This is a genomic window from Niallia yueguangensis, from assembly GCF_052663115.1.
In genome coordinates, this window is record NZ_JBQTCX010000016.1 from 35,126 (window position 1) to 51,519 (window position 16,394).

At 37.3% G+C, this 16,394-nt stretch carries 15 protein-coding genes and 1 pseudogene; 11 read left to right on the plus strand and 5 right to left on the minus strand.

The genetic code is table 11. The annotated features are described in order from the left end of the window. Positions 1-49 precede the first annotated feature (49 nt). A complete protein-coding gene (locus tag ACTYA4_RS14890; RefSeq protein WP_443481282.1) occupies positions 50-478 on the minus strand; it encodes an ester cyclase in 429 nt (142 codons plus the stop codon). A 61-nt stretch (positions 479-539) separates the two neighbouring features. Further along, entirely contained in the window at positions 540-1,121 is a 582-nt protein-coding gene (locus ACTYA4_RS14895) for a TetR/AcrR family transcriptional regulator (protein ID WP_443481281.1), read from the minus strand. 434 nt (positions 1,122-1,555) lie between these two features. On the opposite strand from ACTYA4_RS14895, the gene ACTYA4_RS14900 reads away from it, so the two are divergent. Further along, positions 1,556-2,803 (plus strand): MFS transporter, encoded by a 1,248-nt coding sequence (locus ACTYA4_RS14900; protein ID WP_443481345.1) that lies wholly within the window; start codon positions 1,556-1,558, stop codon positions 2,801-2,803. 560 nt (positions 2,804-3,363) lie between these two features. On the opposite strand, the gene ACTYA4_RS14905 is transcribed toward ACTYA4_RS14900, so the two are convergent. After that, positions 3,364-4,257 (minus strand): LysR family transcriptional regulator, encoded by an 894-nt coding sequence (locus ACTYA4_RS14905; RefSeq protein ID WP_443481280.1) that lies wholly within the window; start codon positions 4,255-4,257, stop codon positions 3,364-3,366. 207 nt (positions 4,258-4,464) lie between these two features. Here ACTYA4_RS14905 and ACTYA4_RS14910 point away from each other — a divergent pair, with 207 nt between their 5' ends. The 10 genes from ACTYA4_RS14910 to ACTYA4_RS14955 all read left to right on the plus strand — a co-directional run bounded on the left by ACTYA4_RS14910 (position 4,465) and on the right by ACTYA4_RS14955 (position 15,405). Further along, complete coding sequence (locus ACTYA4_RS14910) at positions 4,465-4,926, plus strand: DinB family protein (protein ID WP_443481279.1); 462 nt, start codon at positions 4,465-4,467, stop codon at positions 4,924-4,926. A 664-nt stretch (positions 4,927-5,590) separates the two neighbouring features. Continuing rightward, the gene (locus ACTYA4_RS14915) at positions 5,591-6,553 is read left to right on the plus strand and encodes a tRNA dihydrouridine synthase (RefSeq protein WP_443481278.1); all 963 of its coding nucleotides are present in this window, start codon (positions 5,591-5,593) and stop codon (positions 6,551-6,553) included. Between the two features lie 648 nt (positions 6,554-7,201). Further along, positions 7,202-8,215 carry a LacI family DNA-binding transcriptional regulator gene (locus ACTYA4_RS14920; protein WP_443481277.1) on the plus strand — a complete coding sequence of 338 codons (1,014 nt, stop codon included), beginning with the start codon at positions 7,202-7,204 and terminating at the stop codon, positions 8,213-8,215. A 275-nt stretch (positions 8,216-8,490) separates the two neighbouring features. Continuing rightward, positions 8,491-9,876: a sugar ABC transporter substrate-binding protein gene (locus ACTYA4_RS14925; RefSeq protein ID WP_443481276.1), complete on the plus strand. Its 1,386-nt coding sequence runs from the start codon at positions 8,491-8,493 to the stop codon at positions 9,874-9,876. Positions 9,877-10,007: 131 nt separating this feature from the next. Next, the gene (locus ACTYA4_RS14930; RefSeq protein ID WP_443481344.1) at positions 10,008-10,865 is read left to right on the plus strand and encodes a carbohydrate ABC transporter permease; all 858 of its coding nucleotides are present in this window, start codon (positions 10,008-10,010) and stop codon (positions 10,863-10,865) included. 16 nt (positions 10,866-10,881) lie between these two features. Further along, on the plus strand, positions 10,882-11,778 hold the full coding sequence (locus ACTYA4_RS14935; protein WP_443481275.1) for a carbohydrate ABC transporter permease: 897 nt from the start codon (positions 10,882-10,884) through the stop codon (positions 11,776-11,778). After that, a complete protein-coding gene (locus tag ACTYA4_RS14940; RefSeq protein ID WP_443481274.1) occupies positions 11,775-12,884 on the plus strand; it encodes an ABC transporter ATP-binding protein in 1,110 nt (369 codons plus the stop codon). Before ACTYA4_RS14935 ends, ACTYA4_RS14940 begins: the two co-directional genes overlap by 4 nt. 25 nt (positions 12,885-12,909) lie before the next feature. Beyond that, the gene (locus ACTYA4_RS14945; RefSeq protein ID WP_443481273.1) at positions 12,910-13,737 is read left to right on the plus strand and encodes an inositol monophosphatase family protein; all 828 of its coding nucleotides are present in this window, start codon (positions 12,910-12,912) and stop codon (positions 13,735-13,737) included. A gap of 15 nt (positions 13,738-13,752) precedes the next feature. Then, positions 13,753-14,478 carry a glycerophosphodiester phosphodiesterase gene (locus ACTYA4_RS14950; RefSeq protein ID WP_443481272.1) on the plus strand — a complete coding sequence of 242 codons (726 nt, stop codon included), beginning with the start codon at positions 13,753-13,755 and terminating at the stop codon, positions 14,476-14,478. Positions 14,479-14,490: 12 nt separating this feature from the next. Further along, positions 14,491-15,405 (plus strand): hypothetical protein, encoded by a 915-nt coding sequence (locus ACTYA4_RS14955; protein ID WP_443481271.1) that lies wholly within the window; start codon positions 14,491-14,493, stop codon positions 15,403-15,405. Between the two features lie 80 nt (positions 15,406-15,485). Here the strand turns inward: ACTYA4_RS14955 and ACTYA4_RS14960 are convergent. Both ACTYA4_RS14960 and ACTYA4_RS14965 read right to left on the minus strand, forming a co-directional pair. After that, positions 15,486-15,632, minus strand: a pseudogene (locus ACTYA4_RS14960) (zinc ribbon domain-containing protein); the annotation flags it as partial. Positions 15,633-15,684: 52 nt separating this feature from the next. Beyond that, a complete protein-coding gene (locus ACTYA4_RS14965; protein WP_443481270.1) occupies positions 15,685-15,975 on the minus strand; it encodes a helix-turn-helix domain-containing protein in 291 nt (96 codons plus the stop codon). Positions 15,976-16,394 lie beyond the last annotated feature (419 nt).

A 16,394-nucleotide genomic window follows, 5' to 3' on the forward strand; every position in this document is an offset into this window, starting at 1 on the left:
AGAATAGCCCTTTACTTAAAAAAATCGTTGTATTTTCTATACGAATTAGTTAACTACTGAAATTTTTATTCCGCTCCAATTGACTTTGAATTCCTAATCTATCAACTTGAATCCAATACTCTGAAATTTTTTCATCTTCTATTTTATATACTGCACTTGCTTTTTCAATTATTGGGAGTCCTGTAGGTTGATATCCTTCGATTTCTCCTACGTGTGTACCTACTTGTTTCCAACGTACATATACTTTATTTCCTTGTACTAAACATTCTTGAATTTCCAAAGAAAAATTACCATATACTTCAATCATCTCTCTTACGTGTTCAGCATAATCTTGAGGCGTTCTGCAAACTGTTTGTTCTTCTTCAGATATAATTTGATGTGCCAATACTCGTTCTGCCATTAATTGATTTGAATAGTCAAGGTTGTTACCTGAACGTACTTCTTTAAAAAATTTTCTAACAATTTGTTCTGGCGTCATTTAAAATCCCCCTTATTAATAAACGCAATGCTAAACTTATCACAGCTTATTTTTAATCTAACTATTTTAATAATGATAATATCACGGCTACAGAGTTATCTATAAATGAGCGCTCTGGACGAGATTTCATCATTACTGTAAGTCCAATTAATGAAGTGACTAGCGTCTGTGCTAACGCTTTAGCATTTAGATCATTTTGAAATTCTCCTGTCTGAACACCTTGGACAATTAATTCTTGAAATAAAACCGAAAGATACATCTGATGCTCCCTCGTCAGAATTTCAAACTTTTCATTTTGAGAGGCAAGTTCTACCATTGTGTTAATACAAAAACATCCCTTGCTTGGACTTTCTTTATATTCCTCTTCTACTAGATTTTCAAAAAAAGTACGAATTCCTTCTTTTACAGATGGCTTATTTTGAAGTTTTGTTCGAATACGGGAAGCATGTAACTTTGTATATCTGCGCAATGCAGCTTCAAACAACCCTTCTTTGTCACCAAAAGCAGCGTATAAGCTTGGACGTTGTATCCCCATTCTGGCAGTTAGGTCACTTAATGAAGTAGCTGAATACCCTTTCTCCCAAAAAAGCTGCATAGCAGCATCTAAGGCTTTTTCTTCATCAAACTCACGTAGTCGAGCCATAATAATCCTTTCTCTCCTTTATCGTTTTTAAAATTTAGGCTATGTTAAAGCTCATTGTTGATTTTTGCACAATGTTGATTGGAGTGGAAGGTGTGAGACTCCTGCGGGAAAAGCGAGTCAGAGGGAGACCCCACAGGAGCAAAGCGACGAGGAGGCTCCCAGACCGCCCGCGGAAAGCGAACGCCTGAAGCGGAGATCAACAGGCAAGTTTAACACAGCCAAAATTTTAATTATTAACAATGAATTTTATATACTTATTGGTACATTATAATCTTATTTAATTAATGGGGGAGTGTCAAATTTTAAAAGAATAAAAATCAAACGTTTTTCTAAAATCCTTGACATTGCAACATTAAAACGATTATATTTTACTTGTGATAATTATATACTATTCGGTATGTAATTTTGAATAGTACAAAAAGGGGATGAAAATGATGAATGGTAAAGAAGAAATAACAACTAATCTTAATCGTCATAACGGTCAATTACAATCACGTTTCAGTACATCGATGTCTCGCTCTATGACTCTATTATTTGCAATAGCCTGTGGAATGGCTGTTGCTAATATATACTTCGCTCATCCGTTGCTTGATGCTATTTCAAATGAATTTAAGATTGATCACTCAACCATTGGGGTTGTTATTACGATCACTCAAATATGTTATGCACTTGGATTGCTCTTACTAGTTCCGCTTGGTGATTTCTTCAATCCTCGATTACTTATTATTGGTCAAATGCTACTTACAGTTGTCGCTCTAATTATTATTGGTATTGCTCCCACGAGTACAATACTTTTTATAGGTATGGCTATAGTGGGAATCCTTGCAACTGTTACACAGACACTCGTCGCATATGCATCAACATTGTCTAATCCTACAGAACGTGGACGCATAGTAGGTTTCGTTACAAGTGGCGTTGTAATAGGAATCCTCCTTGCGCGAACATTTGCTGGAGCATTGACAGACCTGAGTGGTTGGCGTTCCGTTTATCTTACTTCTGCTGTACTTATGTTCTTCATAGTTGGTTTACTATACCGAAAATTACCTGATTTTAGGAGCGAACGAACAGCTATGTCTTATCCCAAGTTGCTGCGTTCTGTCCTCTTGTTATTCGTACAGGAAAGGATCTTACGTATCCGTGGAATATTAGCATTTCTAATTTTTACTTCCTTTAGTATTCTATGGACTTCATTAGTGTTACCTCTTAGTGCTGCACCATATCATCTCTCACATACTGCTATTGGAGCATTCGGCTTCGCTGGAGTTGCAGGAGCATTAGCTGCTGCGAAGGCTGGGCGTCTGGCCGATCGAGGTTTAGGACAACGAACCACTGGCATTGCTCTGCTTTTATTAGTAATATCTTGGTTCCTCATTAGATTGATTAATTACTCTCTATTACCATTAGTTATTGGTGTTATCCTTCTTGACCTAGCGGTGCAAGCTGTACATGTCACCAACCAAAGTATGATTTTTACAGTACGTCCTGAAGCAAGGAGTCGGCTTACTGCGAGTTACATGATTTTTTATTCTATTGGCAGTGCAACAGGCGCAATTATTTCAACCAATATTTATGCAAGCTATGGATGGAATGGAGTATGTCTATTAGGTGCTTCTATCAGCGCTTTTACTCTTTTATTTTGGGCAATTACCCTCCATCTGTCAGAGCAGGTTAAAGGCGAATAATCTCAATTATATATTGTTTTACAAAGAGCATGGTTAACTTGCTAAGGTGTTATGAGAAGGCTGTTTTCTCAAAGTTTGTTGTTTTTTACGTAAAAAAATGGGAGAAGAAGTACTCAGCAGACTGAATACACGTAGACTCCTGTGGGAATGCGAGAAAGACGAGACCCCACAGGAGCGTATGCGACGAGGAGGCTCGACGCTCGCCCGCGGAAAGCGAAGTGTATTCAGGCTGCGAGTTTAAAAGCAACAATCTATACGAAAACAGCCTATGAGAAAAATAAAGTTTCTGTAATAAACTGTCTTCGCTGTTCCAAGAATTGGAGTCATTGTAACCAATATTGCCGGTATAATTGGTAACGCTGCAAACCATAAAATTAAAGGTTGCAGCGTTTTTACTAGAGTATATAAGACCAAAAAAATGAAACTTATTAAACAACTGTATTATGTTTTAAACGTCTGTATTGTAAATTTTGCCGTTAAAATGATAAATGGGGGTGCAGATATTCTCACCTTTTAGGAACTTTTAGCTCATGCTTCTCCAGATTAAACATTATTGTTATTCAACATTTTATTGTTTGTTTTAAACAGTTAATAAATGTCTGAAAAACTTTGAGAAGGGATTTCTCTTTTCTATAGAGTAATTGACTGTAAAAATTTAGATTCTTATCATGTAAAGAAATCGCCTTTATCAACTGATTATTTACGTTTTTTTCTACTGAATAAAGTGGTAAAAAACCAATCCCCCACTTATTTTCCACAGCTTTCTTAATTGTTTCCACGCTACTAAGCTCCATTGATATGTTGTGAGAAATGTTTTCCATTTTAAATCTTTCAAGTAAAAAAGCACGATACGTACACCCTTCATCGGTTAAGATGAAAGTTTCATTCTCTAAATCATGTATAGCAACTTCAGTTTTACTTGCAAAGGCATGATCATGAGGAACAACAATCATCATATCTTGTTTTTTTATGTAAAGGCTTTCTATTCCAGTAACTTGACATGGAAAATCCAAGATAAGTCCGAAATCTATCTCTTTTTCTTTAACCATTCTAATAATGTTTTGCTTATAATCCGGAATAATACGTATATGAACGTTGGGATAGATTCTTTTAAATTTTTCTAGTAATTCAGGGAGAAAATAGATGGCTAATGTCTCAATTGTTCCTATTGAAAGTGTTTTGATTTCCTGTTCTTTTAGAGCCAGATGTGATTCTTGATGAAGGGATAGTATTTTTTTTGCGTAATCAAAAAGAAGTTCACCAGAAGAAGTAGGCTTCATGTATTTTCCTTTTCTTTCTAGTAAAACAATTCCTCCGTACAGTTCCTCAAGCTTTTGGATATGATTTGTAACGCTAGACTGGGCATAATCTAATTCAATAGCAGCACGAGTATAACTTCCACTATTTACTACTTGAACAAAAGTTTTAAGGTATAAAAATTCGATATAAATCAATCCTTTTTTATCAATAATATTGATAGTTATTATCTATAATTATCTAAGACTATGATGTTGTAAACAAGATATAATTTAATTAGAAAGAAAATTCAATATTAAAGGAGATCATAATATGACTGTAAAACCAAAATTTTTACTTTCTTTACAAATTGAACCGGCTAGTCCAATTGTTGATTATCGATATTTCATGAGGGGAGTAGAATTATGCAAAAAGTAGTTGAGGGAATCAATCATTGGATAAACAGATTACCAGAAGAATACAACTCTATGTCTGAAAAAGAAATTTCTAATCGACCATTACCAAATAAATGGTCTAAAAAAGAGATTTTAGGACATCTATGTGACTCTGCCATAAATAATATGGAAAGATTTATAAAAATTCAATATGAAGAACCATTGTATGTTATTCAATCGTATAATCAAGACCAATGGGTAATCGTTCAGAATTATCAAAATAGACCACTTCATGAAATAGTAAACCTTTTTCAGACATTAAATAAGCAAATTGTTAATATTGTTAAGAATATTTCTAACGAGAAGTTATCCAACCTATGTGATATAGGAAATAATCAACATAAAACACTAGAGTGGCTTATACAAGATTATCTTGAGCATATGGAACACCATATTCACAATCAAATCTTAATTGAAAATAACGGCTTATAAATTCAGTTCTTATTCAAGTAACTGGCGCGATTGTGAAACAAAAAGTAAAAGGGATGATACATATTGGTAAAATATGTATTACCCCTTATTTTTTATGACTTTTTACGATTTAGGTCTTGATAATTTTTTAAACAACTTCAGTTCTTTGTCACAGGGACGACCCGAAGGAACAACAAAACATAAAAAAATGGGAATTTTGTTTTCTACATTTACACATTGTGAAGCGGTCGCGTGGTTGGAGCTGGTATAATAGAAAAGCAGTTGATATAGAAAAAATCTATACCATCTGCTTTTTTGTTTATCCCACTCTTAACGGGCAGTAAGACCTCCACCTCAAGATGCTGAAGAATCGAGGAAGCTAGGTGGGGGACAACTGCCCGTAAAAGTCCGATAAGTTCAACTAACCATCAGTGGGGGATGAAGAAAACCCCCACTGATGGAAAGGTTCACTTTATAAAAATACCATTCAGGACCGATTTTCGTTAAAATAAACATTGTCGATTTTCACAATAGTTTTTCACAAATTATAAATGTCTAAATGTACTTGTGTTTGATAATAAGTTATTAAGCATGATATAAGTGTAAAAGAAGTGGAACATTTGGCTTTATATTTTTTGTCCGAGAGTTTGAAGTTGTATTCATAGTGAGAGGATTTGAGTTTGAAATGATAGATAATTTTTGGCGTGATTTACCACGACCATTTTTTGTACTTGCACCAATGGAAGATGTGACAGATGTTGTTTTTCGTCACGTAGTAAGTGAAGCTGGTCGACCGGATGTATTTTTTACAGAGTTTACAAACTCGGATAGCTATTGTCATCCAGATGGCATAAAAAGTGTGCGTGGCCGTTTGATTTTTACAGAAGATGAACAGCCGGTGGTGGCACATATTTGGGGGGATAATCCCGAATATTTCCGTCAAATGAGTATTGGCATGGCAGAGCTAGGATTTAAAGGCATCGATATTAATATGGGCTGCCCTGTACCTAATGTGGCATCGAGAGGGAAGGGGAGTGGCCTTATTCTGCGTCCAGATGTTGCGGCAGAACTTATTCAAGCAGCAAAAGCGGGCGGACTGCCTGTCAGCGTGAAAACACGACTTGGCTATAAGAATGTAGATGAGTGGGAGGAGTGGCTAACGCATATTTTAAAACAGGATATTGCGAACCTTTCTATTCATTTACGTACAAGAAAGGAAATGAGCCAAGTAGATGCGCATTGGGAGCTAATTCCGGAAATCAAAAAATTACGTGACCGTATCGCACCAAATACGCTGCTAACAATCAATGGAGACATTCCTGACCGTCAAACTGGGATGCAGCTTGCAAAACAATATGGTATTGATGGCGTTATGATCGGGCGAGGTATTTTTAAAAATCCTTTTGCTTTTGAAAAAGAGCCAAAAGAGCATAGCAGTAAAGAATACCTTGATCTTTTAAGACTGCAGCTTGATCTTCAAGATCAATATGCGGAAGCACTGCCACGTTCAATCACAGGGCTTCATCGCTTTTTCAAAATTTATGTCAAAGGATTCCGTGGAGCTGGTGAATTAAGAAATCAATTGATGAACACGAAATCAACAGATGAAGTGCGTGCATTGCTTGATAACTTTGGAAAAGAATGTTGATGGGACGGGAACAGTGAAATGATGTAACGCTCAAAAAGTTAGAGAAAAAATGAATCACATCAACTCATGTGTACTTATTTTATTCAATTAAAAGTTCCTTTGCAGCCTGCAACTTTTGTTTTGATAAAGTCTGTTTTCTGAAAAAAAAAGGTCTTATGTTATCATTCAACGTTGTTCTACCAGAATGTGCCGCTTGAGTCTATTTCTAAAAGGGTGGTGTTTTCACCAGTTCAGCGACAGCAACTAATTGATAAAACGGCTTGATTGAAGTGGAAGGTGCGAGACTCCTGTGGGATTAGCGGGTAAGATGAGACCCCGCAGGCGCAAGCGCCGAGGAGGCTCATCGCACGCCCCACGGAAAGCGAGTATCCTGAAACGGAAAGCAAGCCCCTATTCCTATGGGCGAAAATAATGTATTTTATTTTCCCTCTACTCGATTCGGAAAAATCGGCTTTTAAATTTGTGAAAGCGTCTACAACCGAAGAGAATCTGTCCAGATAGGATTATTTTATAGTATATAGCGAAGATCATTTGGAATGATTACCCATAATTTCATAAAATCTTAACATAGTTTTAACAACATCATCATGTAAGCGCGTTATGATAGATTGATGACATTATTAGATAGAGAAGGTCGGGGGTCGTTGTATGAGTTATACAATTATTGACATTGCTTCAAGGGCAGGGGTTTCTAAATCGACCGTTTCACGAGTGATCTCTGGCAACGGATATACGAGTGAACAAGCTCGGGAGAAGGTTTTGAAGGCGATTGAAGAGCTCCAATATAAACCAAATGGAGTAGCAAGAGCGATGGTTTCGCAAAAGACAAACAATATAGGCGTCATTATCTACCGGCAGCACCATCCTATCGCATCTCACCCTTTTTATGGAAAAATACTAGATGCGATTCTACTTAAGGCGGAAAGTCTGAACTACTCAGTATTTGTCACAACTGATAGGGAAATGTCTTTAAGGTCTGCTGATTTCATGCATGAAAAAAGGGTTGATGGACTTATATTAATCAGCCGGCTGAGTCAAGAAGTGATAGGCCACATTGAAAGCTTTCAGGTTCCTTATTTAATTGTGAATGGAACGACTGACAAGAGTGACGTCATCCAAATCGTCAATCAAGACTATAAAGGTGGAGCGATGGTTGCAGAGTATTTGTATCAATTAGGTCATCGCAATGTTTTTGTGATCGCTGGTCCTCAAGCGCACCGAAGTCACTTGCTCCGATTGCAAGGCTTTTGTGAGAGGTTCAAGGAACTGGGTGTTGAGGTTTTATCAAAAAATATTTATTATTCTCCGACTTCGGCTTATGAAGATGGCTATAAGGGACTCCATCAAATTTGGCCGCAATTCATCGGACAAAGACCAACAGCTATTTTTGCAACAAACGATATGTTAGCGATGGGTGCTGTGAGAGTCTTATTAGAAAAAGGAATAAAAATCCCTGACGAAATAGCAGTAGCTGGCTTTGATAACATCGATTATGCGAGCATGTGCTATCCTCCTTTAACAACAGTTCATGTTGAGAAAATGAAAATGGGAGAGGATGCAGTTACCTTGCTTGATCGTCTTATTAAAAAAGACACGGTAGAACCTTTCTGTATGGAATACGAACCTAAGCTGTTCGTTCGATCATCGACTCAAGGTGGGTGATTTCTAATTTCTTTTTATCTTCTCCCTCTATAAAATTAGTAAGCTCTAAAAATAAAGAAAGTTAATATTTCATAAACATACTTTTACATGAACTTAAAATTCCCATAATAAGAGCTAAACATATCTTCTGTACATTTATACATGTAACGGGGACAAGCAAGACATAAAACAAATTGAGAAAGAATTGGTGTGGGAACGTTCCCTTAATTTTTGATTCCCCCTTTCTTTTATGGGAACGTTCCCTTTTTTACAAAAATAACACAGAGGTGAGAAGGATGAAGAAAAAGGCAGTTGGTATCTTATCTACAGTTGTTCTAGGTATAGGAGTTCTTGCAGGATGTGCTCAAGAAAGTAAGCCTACTGAAAGTGAATCGAAAGAACCAGAAACAGTGATTATTGAGGCACAAACAGCTGGTCAAGAATTAACTCGTGTAGAAAATCTAGTAAAAGCAGCTGACAAATTAAATGCAGAGCTTAAGGAAGATGGGAAAAATACACAAGTAAAAGTCGAAACAAAATCCTTTGATGGTAGCTGGGAAGATTATGCTAAGCAATTTATCCTTGCGTTTAAAGCAAAAAAAGAGCCGGATATTTATGCAACAGGTCATGAAAATCTTGGTTGGCTAGCAGATGGAAACTACATTCTTCCTTTAGATGATCTAAAGAAATCAAAGGAATATAAGGATGTATTCCCTACTCTTTGGAAAGCTGTTTCTTATAAAGATAAAGTTTGGGGTGCTTTGCAGGATACGGAAGCTCGTCCGGTTTTCTACAATAAAGATATTCTAAAGGAGCTTGGATGGAGCGAAGAGCAAATTAATAAGCTTCCGGAAATGGTTAAAAAGGGAGAATTTACCCTTGAAGACATGACCAAAACAGCTGAAGAAGCGGAGAAAAAAGGGCTAGTGGAAAATGGAATTGGCCACCGTCCAGTAGATGGTCCTGACTTTCAATATATCGCCTATAATTTTGGCGGAAAAGTTTATGATGAAAAAGACAATAAAATCGTTTTTGATAAAGAAGCCGTTTCAAAACAATTAAACTACTATGATGAACTTGCACAGAAAAAATTACTTCCTGAAAATTTAACAACGATGGAATGGAACAATGTGCATAAACTGATCGTCAATGGAAAAATCCTATTTTACTATGGCGGGATTTGGAACGTATTTAACTGGAGCCAAGATAATTTCCATGAGCAACTTGGAAAAGTAGATGCAAAATGGTCCAATGAGCATTTCGGGATGATGCTAATTCCAGCTGCTGAAAAAGGTGGAAAACCACTAACATTATCTCACCCGTTTGCTTATACAGTTTCTTCACAAACGGAACATCCAGAGTTAGTAAAACGTTTATTAGAACTAGTTTCAGATCCAGCTCTTCAAACAGAGCATAACGTAAAAACCATGCATCTTCCTGTAACAAAAGCAGGTGCTGAGGATCCAAATTTCAAAGCAGATATCACTTTAGGTAGTGTTGCTTATATGTCTGAATATACAACATTCCTTCCGAATCATGAAGCATACCCTAAGTATTCAAAAGCGGTATTTAACGCGATTCAAGCTGTTGAGTTAGGAAAGAAAAAACCTGAAGATGCTATGAAGGATTTAGAAACTCAATTGAAAAACGATCTTGGTGATCAATTGAAAATCCAAGAATAAGGATCGTTTGCTTCAAAAAAAGATACTTAACAAAAACAGCTGGCTCTTAGCATATGTCTGCTAGGGGCTGCTTTTTCAAGGAGGGTTAGCATTTGGGAACCTTTATTCATAAATGGAAGCTGCCTGCCATCATGTTGGGACCGTTCTTCCTTTTAATTACCCTGTTCTTTTTTATTCCTGTTCTTTTAATCGCTATTTTGGCTTTTACTGGGATGGATTCTGCCATGAGATGGGAATTTAACGGTTTATTGAATTTTAAAAAGTTAATAAGCGACCCGAATATTTGGCTTGTTTTAAAAAATACGATCGTTTATGTGGGATTTACCTTATTAATTAATGTGTTTTTTGGTTTAGCTTTAGGGATCTTGACAACTTATTTTATTCAGAAGGATTCTGTGGGTCTTATTTTTCGGACGATTTGGATGTTACCTCGTATTTCTCCACCGGTAGTGTATATTTTGCTTTGGTTATGGTTTTTTGACCCAAGTGAATACGGAGTATTAAATAGCTTGAGAGCCCTTTTTGACATGGCGCCAGCTGAATGGCTGATTTCTCATCCGATGGAGGCGATTATTGTAGCTAATGGATTCATTGGAGCTTCATTCGGAATGATTATTTTTTCATCGGCGATCAAATCCATTCCACAGGATTTGTTTCAAGCGGCAAGAGTGGACGGTGCTTCACAATGGTCAATCATTAAAGATATTATTATTCCGTCGATTCGCTGGCCTCTTATGTTTGTAACGATTTGGCAGTTTTTATCCTTATTAACATCGTATGAATATATCATCTTACTGACAAAGGGCGGTCCATTATTTGAAAGTGAAGTACTGGCTTTGTACTCCTATCATAAAGCCTTTCAAAATTTTGAGTTTGGCTATGGTTCGGCTGTTTCGTTAGTACTTGTGATCCTTGCTTTACTCTTTACTTTTATTATGTGGAGATGGTTTGGGATGAAAAAAATGCTTGGTTCTTCAAGAATTGAGTAGGAAAGGAGACTTGAAAATGGATGTAACTAGTTCTCATAAAGAAACAAAAGCTGTAAAGCCCTTTGCACTTAAATGGAAGCAGCGTCTTCCTTATTTCATTGCTTACGGAGTGCTTGGCATTACGACCATGCCAATTATTCTTATGTATTTATGGCTGTTAATGCGTTCTTTTTCTGAACAAATGAAATTTGGTTTTATCCCTGTTTCATTTACGCTTGAAAATTGGACGTTTTTATGGACAGCTGTAGAGCAGGGTGGGACTGTTCTCCCAAGTATTTGGCTCGCTACGTGGAATTCTTTTCTATTTGCGGGAAGTTTAACTGTTCTTGAAGTGATCATCGGTGTGATGGCTGGGTATGCGTTAGCCCGTATCGAATTTCCTGGGCGCCAAGCGTTGATGAAAACGACTTTGATTTTACATGCATTTCCTAGTGTAGCTCTTCTGATTGCCGTATTTTATATCCTCAATTTTATGGGATTATTCGATTCGCTTTGGGGAGTCGTATTAGTAAAAACAGCGATGCAGATTCCGATGACAGCATGGATTGTGAAAGGTTTTTTTGACGATATACCATGGGATGTAGAATGGGCAGGGATGATTGACGGCTGCAGCCGGATTAAGGTTTGGTATACGATTGTTCTTCCACTTGTTAAGCCTGGAATTGCAGCAATCAGTATTTTTTCATTTCTATCTGGCTGGTCTGAATTTTTATTGCTGTATACCTTTATTTTAAACGATCAAAATGTGACCTTGTCCGCATATCTTCATAAATTAATGAGTGATCCAAATATGGTGGACTATGGGCTTTTGTGTGCTGTTTCCTTGTTTTATATGCTGCCAGTCTTACTATTTTTCATTTTTACGCAAAAATCATTAATGCAAGTTAGTGCTGGAGGAGGTAAACGTGTATGATCATTGAAATGAAAAATATTTGTAAATCCTTTAATCATCAAACGAACACCATCAATGATTTAAACTTAACGATTCATGATGGAGAACTTGTTGCGTTACTTGGACCAAGCGGCTGTGGTAAGTCTACAACCATGTTAATGATCGCCGGTATTTATAAACAGAATAGTGGTGACTTATATTTTGACGGTCAGCTAGTGAATGGTGTAGAGCCAAAGGATCGCAATATTGGCATGGTGTTTCAAAGCTATGCTTTATATCCTCATATGACTGTATTAGATAATATTGCTTTTCCGTTAAAACAACAGAAAGTAAGCAAGGAAAAACGATATGAAAGAGCCAAAGAAGCAGCTGAAATGGTACAGCTAGGGCACTTACTAGATAGAAAGCCAAGTCAATTATCAGGAGGCCAGCAGCAGCGTGTGGCTTTAGCTCGTGCGATTGTAAAAAAACCAAAGGTTCTTCTATTAGATGAACCATTATCGAATCTAGATGCCAGATTGAAAATTGAAATGAGAAAGGAAATTTCTCGAATTCAAAAAGAACTTGGCATTACAACGATTTTAGTTACCCATGACCAAGAAGAAGCGATGACGATGGCTGATCGAATTGCGGTTATGAAAGAGGGAGAAGTCATTCAATACAGCACGCCGATGGATTTATATAAAAATCCAAAGGACTTTTTTGTCGCTCAGTTTATTGGCACACCACCAATGAATTTTATCCAAGGAAAACTAACTTCAACGGATCAAAAAGCTGAGCTCACATTCTCAAAATCAACGCTTTATTTTGATCGGTCACTACTTGATATAAGTACGAATCAATTGGATGTCACGATTGGGATACGTCCACATGATCTTAAATTAGGATTAGAAGGGGAAATTCGGATGAATGGGACGGTTCAACTTATTGAACCGATTGGGCATTCTCAAATGATCAATGTCAATATTGGTCATGAACAGGTTTATTTTTTTGTCGAACCTAATATGAGATTAAATATTGGGCAAGAATTGGTCCTATCAACCAATGTTGAGTCCCTGCATATTTTTGAAAAAACTACTGGAAAAAATGTAAGGAAAGATCTTGTGAAGGAACTTGTCCGAAATTAATAGAGAGAAAATAGAGGATAAAAAAATGACATTAGAAATGAAACAGGATTTAGAATACACCTTGTATCATATGGCCATTGAGTATGCGAAGCAGGCTGGGAGCTTGATTAAAGAAAATATTGGAAACATGGGAGAGGTTGTCCAAAAAAAGAATGCTTCAGATCTAGTCACAGAAGTTGATCAAATGACGGAAAAGATGCTTCGTCAAAAGATTAAACAAGATTTTCCAGATCACTGGATCCTCTCTGAAGAGGATTGCGGTCAAGCAAATTCTTATCAAGCTTTTCAACAATTTGATTCTGGTTACGGATGGATAATAGATCCGATTGATGGTACAACCAATTTTATTCATGGTATTCCATATTATTCAGTGTCAATAGGAATTGTAAACAATAAAGAACCAGTGATTGGTGTTGTTTTGAATCCAATGACAGGTGAATTATATACGGCAAGGAAATCAATGGGTTCATTTTTAAATGAGCAGCCGCTTCGTGTTGGACAAGAAATGAAATTAACAGAAGCCATTGTGTCGACTGGATTTCAGGCTAATGACTTTAAAGTTGGTTCGCGCGTTCTTCAGCAAATGGATAAGCTAGCAGGGAATAGCCGAAATATTCGGATGTTTGGAGCTTCTAGTCTAGATTTGTGCCAAGTAGCCTCTGGCAGATTAACAGGATTCTGGCATGAAGGTTTAAATCCGTGGGATACAGCGGCAGGAATTTTGATCGTAACGGAGGCTGGAGGAACAGTTACAGATAAAGATGGAAACCCATACAAGCTCTTTCATGAATCGCTCGTAGCCTCTAATGGTAATATCCATAATGATCTTTTGAATACGATCAAACTTAAATAAAGACAGGTGGTTAAATTGAGAAAACCATTGATTACAGCTCATACTGGCTGTATGAAGACACCCCCCAATTCCATTCAATCCGTCATCGAAGGGATAAAATCTGGGGCAGATGTGATTGAAGTAGATGTAAGATCTACAAAAGATGGAAGTGTTGTTCTGCTGCATGATGAACATTTTCATACACAACACGGAATGATTCGCGTCCAAGATGTAACATTCCAGGAATTGAATGATCTAACTCAATCGGATAAGGTGGTTTGCCTAGAAGAGGTTTTACCGCTCATTAAAGAAAGTAATCGAGTGATCAATTTAGATGTAAAAGAAGATCATGCGATCGATCCAATGATTAAGACAGTCGAACAATTTAAGATGAGAGAATCTTCTATTATAAGCGGATGTGAAAAGGATCGAGCTGCTTTTCTAAAGGGAAACTATCGACCTTATCAAGTTCTCTTAAATGCTAGTAAAAGCTTATTTGAAGCTAATAAGGAAGATTATGAATCTTTTATTAAGGAAACTTTTCAGGATGCGATTGCAGCATCATGCTGTGGAATCAATATTGACTACCGCATTTGTCTTGAAGAGTTAATAGCTGCTGCCGCATTACGCTGTTTGCCCGTTTTAGTTTGGACGATTAACGAACCTCGTGAAATGGAAAAGTACGTGAAACTGGGTGTTCACTCGATAACGAGTCATGAAGTTGAAACACTAATGGAGTTAACGAACAAGCAGAAAACTTAGGGGGAATCCATTTTGATCGATACTTTTCTTGACGAGTGGAAGAAAAGAAATGAAAAAATCTCGGAATTAATGAACAATAAGAAGATTGCAGAACTTGATTTTTATGAACACGCGATTTATCAGCTGGAGCTTTTAAAAAAGGCAGACCCAAACCAAGTGGGCTATGTATCTAAACAAGCAGAGTTTTACCATTTAGATGGACAGCTTCGGAAAGCTGGCGATCTGTACCGCAAAGTACTAGAAATGGAGCCGCTTATTCCTTTAACTGAAAAGGATGAACGCCTCATTCACAAGTTTTGCCCAATTTTAATGATTAATCCAAAAGAATGCTTCCCACTTAAGGATATAGTCGTTGTTCATCATCCTTCTAAGCCTGTGATTGGCTATCATTTATTTTGGGAAGATGACTATGATTTTCCAGATGACTATGAACCTTGTGATCATGAAGAGGTTTGGGTCGAATATGATCCTGAATCGGAATCGGTAACAAATGTGATGTGCTGGTTCCATTCCCGTGTATTAGAGTCAGAGGATGCGGTAAAAGAGGCACATAATAACAATCAGAGGGCAATCATTCAAATCGAGTGGGGGAAGCATGGCTCACTTTTATGTGGATGGCAGCAGATGAACGAACCATTGACAGGAATTCCAATTCAAGAATGGCTTCAAGACACCTATGAACATGTGAAAAATGGCGGTCGTGTTCCTCTTCACCCGTTAAAAAGATTTTGGACAAAAGGGTTCGAAGGAAGCTTTGAGGAATATATTGATTTTTCCGTTCCCATCGATCCTTTGGCATGGCTTCATAAAAAACCGCTCATGTTTAAAACAGAATGGGTGAATGCTGTCATATTCACTCAATCATTGTTGTACAATTTTCACCCTAAGATGGAATGGCCGGAACGATTCTATCGTTCTATCGAATAGCAGGGAAATCTATTGGGATTTTTGATCAAAAAAAGCTAGGTTTTACTCGTAAAGAGAAGAAGACCTAGCTTCTGTATTTATTAATTCGATCGCTCAAGCTTATGGATATTTCTCGTCAAAAGACCTGCTATAAATTTAGGCATACCGAATTCAATGATCTTCTCTTTTACTCTTTCTTTCATTTCCTCTACTGTGATGTTAGGCAACGTAAAGGCTCCATCCTGATAGCAGTGGCTGCATGTTCAAGAATGGGAAGAGCTTCACACTCGTTTCTCCCCTTTATTTATCTTCGTCTAGTTCTACGTCCCAATCTTCGGTATAATTCTCTCCAAGAAGCTCTTTTATATTACCCTCTGTATCGTCTGCTTCTTCTTGCGATTTAAAGTATTCAAATTCCTCTGCAGGAATAAACCACTTTCCCCGATGTCCAGATAATTGTTTTCCAGAAATCTTCCCGTCTTTAATCCAGTTGCGAACGGTTTCGGTAGTTACACCATAGAAATCAGCAACGACTTTTGTATCTACAAATTGTACGCCATTTTCTTCTGTTGTAGATTCAGAAAGTTTCACAATCGAATCAGGTTTAGCGACTTGTATAGATACGCCCGGGCATCCTATTGCCTTTTTTATGATCCTATTTATGGGATACGCTTTATTTAAAAGAAATACCGCATTTGTTTGGAGAGGCGTCCGCTCGACTCCTACGGGATTAGCGAGAAAGACGAGACCCCACAGGAGCAAAGCGACGAGGAGGCTCGGCGCTCGCCCCGTGGAAAGCGAGCGGTAAGCCTCGGAGAACAGAACGGAAACCCTTACTTCCTATTTAGTTGCTTATTTTCCTGTTTTTTGAAGCTTAGCTTGATGAAATTGGGTCAGATGAAATTGGGGTCAGACCCCTAAAAAAGACAGATTGTATGATTTGTCTTTGGTGGGAGGACGATGAATGTTTAATTAGTGGGAATAAAGAGTCTGTCCCTCAGGACTTTAAA

Coding starts and splice junctions, on each gene's coding strand:
- ACTYA4_RS14935 (WP_443481275.1), top strand. CDS start 10,882: ATGGATGTAACTAGTTCTCATAAAGAAACAAAAGCTGTAAAGCCCTTT.
- ACTYA4_RS14895 (WP_443481281.1), bottom strand. CDS start 1,121: ATGGCTCGACTACGTGAGTTTGATGAAGAAAAAGCCTTAGATGCTGCT.
- ACTYA4_RS14945 (WP_443481273.1), top strand. CDS start 12,910: ATGACATTAGAAATGAAACAGGATTTAGAATACACCTTGTATCATATG.
- ACTYA4_RS14910 (WP_443481279.1), top strand. CDS start 4,465: ATGCAAAAAGTAGTTGAGGGAATCAATCATTGGATAAACAGATTACCA.
- ACTYA4_RS14940 (WP_443481274.1), top strand. CDS start 11,775: ATGATCATTGAAATGAAAAATATTTGTAAATCCTTTAATCATCAAACG.
- ACTYA4_RS14925 (WP_443481276.1), top strand. CDS start 8,491: ATGAAGAAAAAGGCAGTTGGTATCTTATCTACAGTTGTTCTAGGTATA.
- ACTYA4_RS14915 (WP_443481278.1), top strand. CDS start 5,591: ATGATAGATAATTTTTGGCGTGATTTACCACGACCATTTTTTGTACTT.
- ACTYA4_RS14900 (WP_443481345.1), top strand. CDS start 1,556: ATGAATGGTAAAGAAGAAATAACAACTAATCTTAATCGTCATAACGGT.
- ACTYA4_RS14930 (WP_443481344.1), top strand. CDS start 10,008: ATGTTGGGACCGTTCTTCCTTTTAATTACCCTGTTCTTTTTTATTCCT.
- ACTYA4_RS14920 (WP_443481277.1), top strand. CDS start 7,202: ATGAGTTATACAATTATTGACATTGCTTCAAGGGCAGGGGTTTCTAAA.
- ACTYA4_RS14890 (WP_443481282.1), bottom strand. CDS start 478: ATGACGCCAGAACAAATTGTTAGAAAATTTTTTAAAGAAGTACGTTCA.